Origin of the sequence: Gardnerella sp. Marseille-Q9691 (genome assembly GCF_046507715.1) — a bacterium.
Lineage (GTDB): Bacteria > Actinomycetota > Actinomycetes > Actinomycetales > Bifidobacteriaceae > Bifidobacterium > Bifidobacterium greenwoodii.
Genome location: NZ_JBKFXI010000001.1, coordinates 217,354 through 231,010, shown reverse-complemented (window position 1 = coordinate 231,010; position 13,657 = coordinate 217,354). Strand labels below are relative to the sequence as shown.

At 41.5% G+C, this 13,657-nt stretch carries 8 protein-coding genes and 1 tRNA gene; 6 read left to right on the top strand and 3 right to left on the bottom strand.

Going from position 1 to position 13,657, the window contains the following annotated elements; genetic code table 11:
* Positions 1-42: 42 nt before the first annotated feature.
* The 5 genes from ACLD6A_RS01030 (at position 43) to ACLD6A_RS01010 (ending at position 6,066) form a co-directional block, all read left to right on the top strand.
* Positions 43-591, top strand: coding sequence for a YraN family protein (locus ACLD6A_RS01030; protein ID WP_119521359.1), 549 nt, complete (start codon positions 43-45; stop codon positions 589-591).
* A complete protein-coding gene (locus tag ACLD6A_RS01025; protein WP_410313329.1) occupies positions 591-2,234 on the top strand; it encodes a YifB family Mg chelatase-like AAA ATPase in 1,644 nt (547 codons plus the stop codon). The genes ACLD6A_RS01030 and ACLD6A_RS01025 overlap by 1 nt, the downstream gene beginning before the upstream one ends.
* Positions 2,231-3,886 (top strand): DNA-processing protein DprA, encoded by a 1,656-nt coding sequence (gene dprA / locus ACLD6A_RS01020; RefSeq protein ID WP_410313328.1) that lies wholly within the window; start codon positions 2,231-2,233, stop codon positions 3,884-3,886. The genes ACLD6A_RS01025 and dprA overlap by 4 nt, the downstream gene beginning before the upstream one ends.
* Before the next feature lie 40 nt (positions 3,887-3,926).
* Positions 3,927-5,876: an FAD-binding protein gene (locus tag ACLD6A_RS01015; RefSeq protein ID WP_410313327.1), complete on the top strand. Its 1,950-nt coding sequence runs from the start codon at positions 3,927-3,929 to the stop codon at positions 5,874-5,876.
* A 103-nt stretch (positions 5,877-5,979) separates the two neighbouring features.
* Positions 5,980-6,066, top strand: a tRNA-Leu gene (locus ACLD6A_RS01010).
* A gap of 179 nt (positions 6,067-6,245) precedes the next feature.
* Here ACLD6A_RS01010 and ACLD6A_RS01005 read toward each other — a convergent pair.
* The 3 genes from ACLD6A_RS01005 to guaA form a co-directional block, all read right to left on the bottom strand.
* The gene (locus tag ACLD6A_RS01005; RefSeq protein WP_410313326.1) at positions 6,246-6,974 is read right to left on the bottom strand and encodes a GntR family transcriptional regulator; all 729 of its coding nucleotides are present in this window, start codon (positions 6,972-6,974) and stop codon (positions 6,246-6,248) included.
* A gap of 214 nt (positions 6,975-7,188) precedes the next feature.
* On the bottom strand, positions 7,189-8,577 hold the full coding sequence (locus ACLD6A_RS01000) for a PTS ascorbate transporter subunit IIC (protein WP_410313325.1): 1,389 nt from the start codon (positions 8,575-8,577) through the stop codon (positions 7,189-7,191).
* 519 nt (positions 8,578-9,096) lie between these two features.
* Positions 9,097-10,659, bottom strand: a complete 1,563-nt coding sequence (gene guaA / locus ACLD6A_RS00995; RefSeq protein WP_410313324.1) for a glutamine-hydrolyzing GMP synthase — start codon at positions 10,657-10,659, stop codon at positions 9,097-9,099.
* 401 nt (positions 10,660-11,060) lie between these two features.
* Here guaA and ACLD6A_RS00990 point away from each other — a divergent pair, with 401 nt between their 5' ends.
* Positions 11,061-13,538 carry a phosphoketolase gene (locus ACLD6A_RS00990; protein ID WP_004128025.1) on the top strand — a complete coding sequence of 826 codons (2,478 nt, stop codon included), beginning with the start codon at positions 11,061-11,063 and terminating at the stop codon, positions 13,536-13,538.
* The last annotated feature ends 119 nt before the right edge of the window (positions 13,539-13,657 follow it).

Genomic DNA, 13,657 nt, shown 5'->3' with positions numbered 1-13,657 from the left:
AAAAATCTGGATTACTGCTCAATAAGAACAGAAAATAGCAGCATGATTACACAAAAACACATTATTGACGATGAAATTATCTCGTTTGACGAGATTGATGACGCTGAGACTGCTCAAGTATTTTTACAAGAAAAACTTGAACAAGTATCAAACGAGCTTCAATCAGACTCTGTTGACAGCAAAGAGCTTGGAAAACTTGGCGAAACATACGCCGCTTTGCGCCTAATGCAACAAGGTTGGCATGTTATTGACAGGAACTGGCATTCGCGTCAAGGAGAATTAGATTTAGTTATGATTACGCCGGAACAAAAATTAGTTTTCGTGGAAGTCAAAACTCGAAGAAGCGTACGTTGCGGCACACCACTTGAAGCAATAAACCAGGATAAGCGTAATAAATTACGTAAAGCAGGCATGCAGTGGATAGAAAAATTCGGCACTGACATACCCAGATACCGTATTCGTTTTGATGCAGTATCAATTCTTGTTATAAACAAATACACGTACAGCGATTCTGCATGCATGATTCAAGCGCTAGAAGAAATAAATAACAACAGCAATATTCAATTCACTCATATTCCAGGAGCATTCTAATGAGTATTGGAAACGCATTATCAGTTGGACTTATTGGACTTAAAGCTTTTACGATTAAACTTCAAGCATTTATGTCTGGCAATATGCCAAACTTTTCAATAATAGGACTTCCAGACACTTCTCTAAGCGAAGCTAGAGAACGAGTAAAGTCAGCTCATCATGCCTTACACTGCAAATGGCCAGAAGGTAGAGTAACAGTAAACTTGTCTCCTGCTTCAATGCCTAAAAGTGGATCTTCATACGATCTTGCTATTGCAGCAAGTATTTTAAGCGCCGAAAAATATATTCCACTTTCTGAACTTGAAAATACCGTTATTTTAGGAGAACTAAATCTTGACGGCACAGTTCTTCCAATACAAGGAATGCTTCCTATTGCTCTTTACGCAAAAAAGAAGCATTTTAAGCGCATGATTATTCCTCAAGAAAATCTTGCGGAAGCGCAATTAGTAGAAGGTATTGAGACTATTGGAATACATCATATTTATGATTTAGTAACCGAATTGCATGGAACTTTGCAAGAAGAGTCCCTAAAACTTATTGAAGAAGACCCAGTTTATAAGCACATGCAAGTTTTAGAACGAAATGGGCAAGACAATACAAATAGTGAGCACTCTGAAATATTAGAAGATCAAAGCACTTCACCACTACAAGTCAATTCAAAATATGAGATTGGAGACATGTGCGAAGTTATTGGGCAAGAACACACAAAGTGGGCTCTTCAAGTTGCTGCAGCCGGAGGGCATCACGTTATGATGATTGGCCCTCCAGGATCCGGAAAAACCATGCTCGCATCTCGAATACCAAGCATTATGTGTCCTCTTAATGAACAAGAACAGATTGAAGTCGCATCTATTCGTTCACTTTGCGGCACGCTACCATACTATGGCATTAGTGACATTCCACCATTTGAAGCGCCACATCATACAGCTTCAGCAGCTTCACTTATTGGAGGCGGAACGGGAGTTGCAAAACCTGGTATTATAACTCGCGCACACTGCGGAGTACTGTTCATGGACGAGGCTCCAGAATTTTCACCAAGAGTTTTGCAAACACTTCGAGAGCCGCTGGAATCCGGCCATATTGCTATTTCGCGTTCAAAAGGAACTACGCTTTATCCTGCTAAATTCCAGCTTGTTATTGCAGCAAATCCTTGTCCTTGCGGCTACGCATACGGAAACGGAGAGCGATGCACATGCAAAGAGCGAGAACGCGCTAGATACTTTTCTAGACTTTCTGGACCTATTCTTGATCGCATTGATATTCAAATGGATGTTCCACCTGTGGAAAGAATTGTTATACCAAACCAAAACAATCAAGTTCACGGACCGAATGAAGAAGCGAGCACAACTCTTACAAGTGAAATGATGCGCAATAATGTAACAGAAGCACGTCAAGTAGCTAGAACTCGTTTCAGCAAGCAAGGTTGGGATTGCAATGCTCAAGCTTCCGGAACATGGCTTCGAAAATACACTTCTAAACAGGCTGTTGGGCTTATTAATCGAGCATTAGAAAAACACCAATTAAGTTTAAGAGGAGCAGACAGAGCGTTGCGACTTGCTTGGACGTTAGCAGATCTTTCTGGACACAGTTCCCCAGACATGACAGACATGGCTCAGGCTATTAGTTTAAGGACACGAATATGAGCAATCTTAATAATGTAAATAATAAAAATTGCGAAAATAGCATTGATAATGTTATTGAAATTGACGAGGAAACACTTTCTCGCGCAATACTAACGTTCTGCTTAGAAGGAGCAGACGCCATTATGTACACGCTTTTACTTGGAGCGCAGCATGCTAACGATATTGTAAAACTGCTGCATCCTATTGTTAAAAGTTTCCTAGCCCAACAGCAAGAATCTTCTGCTCAACAAATGCAACTTCCTATTATTAGTGAAGAAACTAGCGAAGAAACAGCCCAAGAAAATATTGAAGAAGCTATTAAAGAAAACGCGGATAATATTAGCTTATCTAAAGACAAGCGCAGCAAAAGCCAACAGTTAACATCTACTATGTGGAAGCACATAAGCAAACACCACTCAATAACAACTTTAGAATCTTATTTTAATAAGGGATTAAAGTCATGGGGATACAGAGACAACAACAATACACAAACTTTAGAAGCACTACACCACACTCTCGCAAAATGGTGCGTTAGACTAACACATCTACCAACTTGGGAGCCAAACGCATTATGTAAATGGTTCACTAATTCAGGAAAGCAGTGGATTATTGCACCTCACAGTAAGTATTGGCCAAAGCAATTACAAGATCTGGCTTTTCAAAGCCACTTTTCTCCACCATTATGCCTGTGGGGTATTGGAAACCCTCAAGCACTTATTCAATGCCATAATCCGCTTGCAATTGTAGGATCTAGATCTTGCACAGATTACGGAAGAGAATTAGCGTATCGTTTTGCTTACGACTGCGCTTCAAAAGGGCATACTATTATTTCTGGCGGCGCTTATGGAATTGATGCAGCAGCCCACTGGGGCGCAATTGACGCTCAAACAGAGGCAGGCGAAAACAAACCAATCGGAAGAACAATTGCAGTTTTTGCAGGCGGATTGAACCATATGGGTCCACAAAGCAATTCTCAGCTTTTTGATGAAATTATAGAAAAAGGCGGTGCTTGCATAAGCGAATTGTGCCCCGACACTACTCCAGTCGGGCACAGATTCCTATTACGAAACCGAATTATTGCAGCATTATCTTCAAAAGTTCTTGTAGCGCAAGCAAGACTACAATCAGGCGCTTTGAATACTGCAACATGGGCCACAGACTTAAACCGCGAGTTGTATGCGATTCCAGGAGATATAAATCGACCTCATAACGCTGGATGCAATAAAATTATTCACGATTCACAAGCAATAATGGTGTGCGGTCAACAAGATGTTGATATTCTTTTCCCACAATCTCACCATTACATAGCGAGAGCTTTGAATAAAACTGCTAGTAGTAAAACAACAGCAGAAAGCAACTCTTTTAACAACTCTGATAATAGCGATAAAACCTACAATGTTCAGGAAGAGCAAGTATTAAATTCAAGTGAATCAGAAAATTATACTGAAATACAAAAGCATATTATTAATGCGATTCTTACATGTAAGCGCAAACGTGAAAATTCAAACATTGATAGCATTTATGAAATTATTAAGCTTTCATACGAGAAAGAAGAATTAGACACAATTCCATCTATTGCAGAAGTTTCTGGAGCAATCACACTTTTAGAGTTGGAAGGAACTATATTTAGAAAAAATGAAGATTTTGTTATAAAGCAGCAAAAAGTGGCATAACACGCATTCCGCAAGACTATGCTTATGAGAAAATAAGAGTATGCAATCAAGCGAATACTACGATGCAATTATTATTGGAGCCGGAGCAGCAGGACTGTCTGCAGCACTTGGGTTGGTTCAATCTTGCGAATACAAAACATTGAAAAAACAAGGAAAATCTCCTTCAATAAAAGTGATTTCTAAAATACCTTCTTTAAGATCTCATACAGGATCAGCAGAAGGTGGAATCGCTGCAAGCCTAGGAAACGTTGAACACGATACTTGGCAGTGGCATTATTATGACACTGTTCATGGCGGAGATTGGTTAAGCGACCAGGATGCAGCTAAATTGCTTGCAAAAGAGGCTGCAGAAACAATTATTCAGCTTGAACATGATGGCGTAGCATTTTCTCGCACAAAAGATGGCCATATTAACCAACGTCGTTTCGGCGGTCATACTGCCAATTTTGGCGAGCAACCAATTGCGCGTGCTGCTTTTGCTGCAGATAGGATTGGTCATCAAATTTTGTATAGCCTTTGGCAAAAATGCGTTGCTGAAAACATCTCTTTTATTGAAGATTTATATGTTACAGATATTGCTATAGACCAAGAATCACACAAAGTTGAAGGCATTGTAGCTTTTGATCTTACCAAAGGCAAATTGCGCTCTATGCGTGCAAAATTAGTTCTTATTGCTACAGGCGGAGCTGGAAGACTATTTTCTACAACATCAAATTCTTGGGATTTAACAGGCGACGGAATGTCATTAGCTTTGAAAGCAGGCTTGCAGATTGAAGATTGCGAGTTTATACAATTCCACCCTACTGGTCTTGGGCATACCGGAATGCTACTTTCTGAAGCAGCTCGAGCAGAAGGTGGAGTATTAAAAAATTCCAATGGCGAATCATTTATGAAAAATTATGATTCAGTTCATAAAGATTTAGCTCCGCGAGATATTGTTTCTCGAGCTATTGAAAATGAAATTCTAGAAGGCCGCGGTGTTAAAGACACTACAAGCGATTATAATACTGACTCAAAATGCGATTGCGTTTGGCTAGATATGACAAATATTGGCAAAGAACGCATGAAAGAAGTTTTGCCGCAAGTTAGCGAAACAATAGAACAATACGCTAATATTGACCCTTCTAAAGATTTAGTTCCTATTCGCCCAACAGCGCACTACACAATGGGCGGAATACCTATTACTTTAGATGGCGAAGTTTACACGTGGCACAACAATAATCAAACTATTATTCAAGGATTATACGCAGCTGGCGAATGTTCTTGTGTTGGAGTTCATGGAGCTAATCGCTTGGGAGGAAATTCTTTGCTTGACGCTTGCGTTTTTGGAAAACGCGCTGGCATTGCAATGGCAAAAGAACTTAACGATATTTCTGGTAGCAAATGCGAATGCGACGAAAACTGCGATTGCAACAAAAACAGTGAACACAACAAAACATGCATAGAACTAGAAAAATTATATGATCAAAAAATTTTTGAGATTAAAACGCTTACTAAAGAAGATAATTCTGAGCAAGATGGTACAGAAAATAATATAAATACCCTAAGTAATTCTGCAGATACAAGCGAAGAAAATAATCCTTATGCACTATTTTCAGAACTTGGAACAATTATGGAAAAAGCTGCTGCAATATCTTGCGACGAAAAGTCACTTAACTCAGCTTTACAAGAAATTCGCGCTTCATTACTTCCTAAAATAAAAAATTTAAAGCTTCATAGTAAAGATTTAATTTTTAATCAAGAACTTACAGCAATATGGGAAATAAGCAATATGTCAACGCTTGCACAAGCAGTATTAAAGGCATCGCTTTGTAGACATGAGTCACGCGGATCATTCTTTAGAAGAGACTACCCAAACCATGACACTTCCACTATTCCACAACATTCATTCGTTGATTTAGATGGAAATACAACAAATAAACAGATTAATATTGTTGATTTTCAACCAAGTAGCGACGGAAATTTTGCGGTGAAAAATGGCTTAATATAAAGCAATTCATGCTTTACTAAAACAAAAAAGCATAAATTTTTCAACACGCCGAAGCAAAGACTCAAAAAAGATGTTATAGTCTTATCTGTTGTCTAAAACACCTGTCCGGGTGGCGGAATGGTAGACGCGCTAGCTTGAGGTGCTAGTGCCTATTTGTACAGGCGTGCGGGTTCAAGTCCCGCTCCGGACACGAAATAAGTCTTGCTGAGAAATTGGCAAGACTTTTTTGTTTTTCAAAACAACCGGCAGAATATAAAACTGAAAACCAAGGGTTATAGCCCAAAACCAAACACAAATGGCTTATACGAAAATTGCCTGCAGAAAATTCTACAGGCAATTACAAAACTTCATGCTAACACAATGCAAAATTTACGAATTAGCATGCAAATGGAAAGTAATCTCACCAGAATTTGGCGTATATATAGCAGCACCAAAAGCAATAATCGCACCAAACCTATCTTTTACTGTTGATTTAGCTGCAATTGCAGGAGTGCCGTCTTCAAGATTAAGTATTATAGCAAGTCTGCCACACAGTTTTTCAACATAAACTGACACTTCGCTTTCAACAAGCTCAACAGCATATGCTTTATTCAAGAAATCAGATAAAGATTCCTCTGAAAAATCATGAGTCAACACCTTTGGAAAACGCGAAGCAGGTAAATACAGAACGCTGTAGCGTGAAAGCACACCGTCTACATATCGCAAACGCTTTAGGCAAATAAGCTCATCCGTTGGCTTTAAGCCTAATTGCGTAGCAGCATCTTCATCATGAACAACATCATTTTCTAAAACTTTTATTGTAATAACAGAGTCGCTTGAATACCTTTGCTCGTAAAAACCTTGCGCACGATCCGAAATAAACACTTTATTACGACTATTAATAATTTCAGGCGCACGGAATGTTCCTCTACCCTGCTCACACACTAACAAGCCTTCTGCAATAAGTGTGTCTACAGCATGCCTCAACGTAATGCGACTAACGTTGTACTGCTTGCACAATTCAATTTCGGGAGGCAATTGTTCGTTTGCTTCCATAGAATCAATGCGAGCGCGAAGATTATCTCGCACAGCAATGTATTTAGGAACACCTTCGACCATTATCACTCTCCCCTAGCTAAACGATAACATGAAAAGCCGTTGATACTAGTTTGTGTAAAACACAGCGTAGTAACAACGGCTCATGCAAAACTAATAACTCTGTTATCCTACCAGTCATACAATAAAATGTACAAATAAATAAGAAAATGAGTAAAAAAATTTTTAATTTTTATATTTCTACACAATTATTTAATTGTGTTTTTATTTTCCTTACTTATTTTATTTCTTCAACTTTTTCAAAATTATTAGAATCGCGTTTATTCATAAATATTGAGACAGAGTAGAACAATATTAGCGCAATAAGTATTACAGAAATTAGAACAGTACGGCCGCCAACAATATTTACGTGACCAAGTATTACACCAAATACGCCATAATCCGCATCAGAATATGTAGAATTTGCGCTTCCCAAATCGCCAAGCACTGGCAAAAGGAACAACGGAAGGAAAGTAATAAAAAGACCATTAATAAATGATGCAGTCAAGCAACCACGTATTCCACCTTGGCCATTACCGAATACTCCTGCAGCACCACCAGCCATGAAATGCGCAACAATTCCAGGAATAATAATTGTCGTTCCCAAAACCGCCATAAGCGTCATTCCAAGCAAACCGCCAAAGAAACTAGCTAAGAAACCAATAAGAACAGCATTAGGAGCAAAGCCAAAAGTCATTGGTGCATCTAAAGCAGGACGAGCATTTTTAACAAGCTTTTCCGATATTCCCTTAAAAGCTGGAACAATTTCGTCAAGAACAATCTGCACGCCTGCAAGAATAATATAAACACCTGCAGCAAAAGTTGCAGCCTTCAACATAACGAAAACAATGAAGTTTTGACCATTAGATAAATGTGTTTCGACATACGAAGATCCAGCAAAAAGTGCCACTACTATATAAATAACAGCCATAGAAAGCGTGATAAGAACTGTTGTATCACGCAAGAATCCCAATGCTGCTGGGAATTTAATATCCTCAGTTGACTTAGAAGGACGCTTTTTTGAAGCAGTAATTTTTGCAATTAACGCACCTAAAGCAACACCAGTACCAGCAGGATGACCTAAAGCAACATCATCTTTGCCTGAAGCTTTTTTCATAAACGGCTGCACCAGTGCTGGAGAAATTGTCGTAAACAATCCTTGAGCAATTGCGCCCCATAAAAGAACTTCCCACATGCTAAAGCCTGCAACATTAAATATAACTGCAAGCATACTTGCCATATAGAAAGCTACGTGACCCGTTAAATAGATAAATTTAAAACGAGAAGTAATAGAAAGAATAATATTAACAATCATTCCAAAGAAGAAAATAATCGCAGATTCAGAGCCATATTTCAATAAAACAGTTCCAATAATTGCTTCATTATTCGGGACTACGCCTTGCACATGAAATGCGTATTGAAACATTTTGCCAAATGGGTTCAACGCTTCAGTAATAACTCCAGAACCAGCTGCTAAAACAAGAAAACCAACAAGAGTACGGATTGATCCTTGCAAAATATCCGAGAATCTCTTTCTTTGCACTGCAAGCCCAATAAAAGAAATAAGCGCAACTATAACAGATGGCTGTCTGAAAATATCGAGCAGTACTGACAGAATTCCGTCCACGTAACTCTCCTTACCATATTAATCGATATAGTTTGAGCGGCTTACGCAATTATTGGCGGCAAAATATCTTACAAACTTCGCAAACGATACCGTAGGCGAAACTATTCGAGATACACGATTAGTTTCGTAGCACAGTAAAACTACACTTACAAAATTCACGGTTCCGCAATGAAGCAAAGTAGTAAGAGCTACTACGAGCAGTAGTTTTTACACCCAGCCAACAACTACTGTTACAGCTCATACTGTTGTTTCATGTAAAATTCATTATATCGTTTAAACATTATAAACAATTAGAAACAACAGTATTTACTACTACAATATTCATTAAATATCGATAAAATTCGAAAATTTACCTGTTTTTAGAAAATTCGACACACCGATATACAGAAAAAAGCACTCCATTTTCACGAAGTGCTTTATAAAAAACAGTAATTATTACAGTTTTTAATGAAAATAAACATATGTTTTACTGTATAAGCATATGTTTATATTTCAGTCGATAATTCTCATCAAAAACTGTCACTCCCACTCAATAGTGGCAGGCGGCTTAGAAGTTACGTCGAGCACAACGCGATTGATTTGACGGCACTCGTTTGTGATTCGAGTAGAAATCTTTGCCAACACATCGTAAGGAACGCGAGACCAATCAGCTGTCATAGCATCCTCAGAGCTCACAGGGCGCAAAACAATTGGAGAACCATATGTGCGCTCATCGCCCTGAACACCAACAGAATGAACGTCAGCAAGCAATACAACTGGGCATTGCCAAATGTCGCGGTCAAGACCAGCTTTAGAAAGCTCTTCCCTAGCAATTGCATCTGCTTCGCGAAGAACAGCCAAACGCTCGCGTGTAATCTCACCAACAATGCGAATACCTAAGCCTGGACCAGGGAAAGGCTGACGCCACACGATTTCATCCGGAAGCCCAAGCTCAGTACCAATAGCGCGAACTTCATCCTTAAACAGCGTGCGCAAAGGCTCAATAAGCTTAAACTTCAAATCTTTTGGCAAACCACCAACGTTGTGATGCGACTTAATGTTTGCAGCACCGTCTCCGCCGCCAGATTCTACAACATCTGGGTAAAGAGTTCCCTGCACAAGGAACTTAACTTCAGCTCCAGTTTTACCAGCTTCTTCAATAACCTGACGCTGAGCTTTTTCAAAAGTACGAATGAACTTTTCGCCAATAATCTTGCGCTTGCGCTCTGGTTCACTTATGCCTTTAAGTGCATCCAAAAAATCGTCTTCTGCATCTACCGCAATAAGCTTAATGCCTGTAGCTTTAACGAAATCATGTTTAACCTGCTCAACTTCGCCTTTACGAAGCAAACCGTGGTCAACAAAAACGCAAGTAAGCTGATCACCAATTGCTTTATGCACCAAAGCTGCAGCAACCGCTGAATCAACTCCACCAGAAAGACCACAAATAACTTGCGCATCCCCAACTTCGGCGCGAATCTTAGCAACCTGATCCTCAATAATGTTAGAAGGATTCCAATTGTTATCTAACCCTGCACACTTATGTAAGAATGTAGAAATAAGTTCCTGACCCAATGGAGTGTGCTTTACTTCTGGATGCCACTGAACTCCATAAAGTTTGCGACTTTCATCTTGCATTGCAGCAACAGGAGCACCATCTGTGTGCGCCAACACCTTAAAACCTTCTGGAGCGCGCTTAACAGCAACACCGTGGCTCATCCAAGTATTTTGCTCAACAGGAGAATCTGCAAGCAGGCCTTCAGAATCATCAATAGTTGCGGAAGTTTTACCATACTCACCAAGAGCAGCTTTATCTACATCTCCACCAAGTTCATGAGCCATTACTTGGAAGCCATAGCAAATGCCAAGAACTGGAACGCCCGCTTCAAAAATCTTTGGATCAATATCTGGAGCACCCGGTTCATAAACAGAAGCAGGACCACCCGAAAGAATAATAGCTTGAGGATCTTTAGCTAACATTTCGTCAACTGGCATAGAGTGCGGAACAAGCTCTGAATACACATTAGCCTCTCGCACTCGACGAGCAATAAGCTGAGCGTATTGAGCGCCAAAATCAACGACAAGCACTGGTCCTTTTGCCATGATTCTCCTTATATATAAGTTCTAATACGATTCAATTCATAATAGTGAAGCTTTGAGACGTTGCGTAATTACAAAACGCCGAAATTAGATATAAAAGTTACATTAATAATTCTAAATCAATAAATAGCTTTGATAAATTTTTGTGCGAAACGCTGAATAACAAAGCAAAAAACGAACATCAAATATAACATAATCTATACAAATGGCTAATTTTTTGCGCACATAATCACACATTTTTTCAACATAAATGCACGAAGAAGTAACCAAACGAACAAAAGTCAGACGCTGGCACTATACTGAAACGGATGGAAAAAGAGCTGTAATACATTTGTTTTCCAGACTCTATAACCAAATGGTAATGATCAAATTGCACTGAAAAGTGCTTGAGTACAGGAGTACACATGACGAGTCCTGTTATTGGCACACCTTGGAAGAAGCTCAACGCTCCAGTTTCCGAGGCAGCTATCGAAGGCGTAGACAAGTACTGGCGTGTTGCCAACTACCTTGCAATCGGCCAAATTTATCTTCGTAGCAACCCTCTAATGAAGGAGCCGTTCACTCGCGAAGATGTTAAGCATCGTCTGGTGGGCCACTGGGGCACCACTCCAGGTCTTAACTTCCTTATTGGCCACATCAACCGTTTCATTGCTGACCACCAGCAGAATACCGTGATTATCATGGGTCCAGGCCACGGCGGCCCAGCTGGTACTGCTCAGTCCTACCTCGACGGTACTTACACTGAGTACTATCCAAAGATTACAAAGGACGAAGCTGGTTTGCAGAAGTTCTTCCGCCAGTTCTCTTACCCAGGCGGTATTCCTTCTCACTTCGCTCCTGAAACCCCAGGCTCCATCCACGAAGGTGGCGAGCTTGGTTATGCACTCTCCCACGCTTACGGCGCTGTTATGAACAACCCAAGCTTGTTCGTTCCAGCAATCGTCGGCGATGGCGAAGCTGAAACTGGTCCTTTGGCCACCGGTTGGCAGTCCAACAAGCTTGTGAACCCACGTACCGACGGTATCGTGCTTCCAATCTTGCACTTGAACGGTTATAAGATTGCTAACCCAACTATTCTTTCCCGCATTTCCGACGAAGAGCTTCATGAGTTCTTCCACGGCATGGGCTACGAGCCATACGAGTTCGTTGCTGGCTTCGACGATGAGGATCACATGTCCATCCACCGTCGCTTCGCCGATATGTTCGAAACCATCTTCGACGAGATTTGCGATATTAAGGCTGAGGCTCAGACTAACGACGTAACTCGCCCTTACTACCCAATGATTATCTTCCGCACTCCAAAGGGTTGGACTTGCCCGAAGTTCATCGACGGCAAGAAGACCGAAGGCTCTTGGCGTGCACACCAGGTTCCACTGGCTTCCGCTCGCGATACCGAAGCTCACTTCGAGGTTTTGAAGAACTGGATGAAGTCCTACAAGCCTGAAGAGCTCTTCGATGAAAAGGGCGCTGTGAAGGAAGACGTTCTTTCCTTCATGCCAAAGGGCGAACTCCGTATTGGCGAAAATCCAAACGCCAACGGTGGTCGTATTCGTGAAGATTTGAAGCTTCCAAAGCTCGATGATTACGAAGTCAAGGAAGTTAAGGAATTCGGTCACGGCTGGGGTCAGCTCGAAGCTACCCGTCGCCTTGGTGTTTACACTCGTGACATCATCAAGAACAACCCAGATTCCTTCCGTATCTTCGGCCCAGATGAGACCGCTTCCAACCGTTTGCAGGCTGCTTACGAAGTAACCAACAAGCAGTGGGATGCTGGCTACCTTTCTGGCTTAGTCGATGAGCACATGGCTGTTACCGGCCAGGTCACCGAGCAGCTTTCCGAGCACCAGATGGAAGGCTTCCTCGAGGGTTACTTGCTCACCGGTCGTCACGGCATCTGGAGCTCTTACGAGTCCTTCGTACACGTTATCGACTCCATGTTGAACCAGCACGCAAAGTGGCTTGAGGCTACCGTTCGCGAGATTCCATGGCGTAAGCCAATCTCCTCCGTGAACTTGTTGGTATCTTCTCACGTATGGCGTCAGGATCACAACGGCTTCTCGCACCAGGATCCAGGCGTAACCTCCGTGCTCTTGAACAAGACCTTCAACAACGATCATGTAATCGGCATCTACTTCCCAGTAGATTCCAACATGTTGCTCGCTGTTGCTGAAAAGGCTTACAAGTCCACCAACATGATTAACGCCATCTTCGCTGGTAAGCAGCCAGCCGCCACTTGGTTGACCCTCGACGAAGCTCGCGAAGAGCTCGAAAAGGGCGCTGCAGAGTGGAAGTGGGCTTCCAACGCTAAGAACAACGACGAAGTTCAGGTTGTTCTCGCTGGTGTTGGCGATGTTCCACAGCAGGAATTGATGGCCGCTGCCGACAAGTTGAACAAGCTTGGCGTTAAGTTCAAGGTTGTTAACGTTGTTGACTTGCTCAAGTTGCAGTCCGCTAAGGAAAACAACGAAGCTTTGACTGACGAAGAGTTCACCGATCTCTTCACCGCTGACAAGCCAGTCCTCTTCGCTTATCACTCCTATGCACATGACGTTCGCGGCTTGATTTACGATCGTCCAAACCACGACAACTTCAACGTCCATGGCTACAAGGAGCAGGGCTCCACCACCACGCCATACGACATGGTTCGCGTGAACGACATGGATCGTTACGAGCTTACCGCTGAAGCTTTGCGTATGGTTGACGCCGCCAAGTATGCCGACGAAATCAAGAAGCTCGAGGACTTCCGCCTCGAAGCCTTCCAGTATGCAGTCGACAAGGGTCTTGATCACCCAGATTACACCGATTGGGTATGGCCAGGCGTTAAGACCGACAAGCCAGGCGCTGTCACCGCTACCGCTGCAACCGCTGGCGATAACGAGTAGTTTTAAGCTCATAAAGCTAAAACTGGTTAGCTAAAAACAATTCGGGAGTCAATCGAAAGGTTGACTCCCGTTTTGTATATAAAAATAAATTTGCATGTAAACTAAATAAAAAAAAAAAA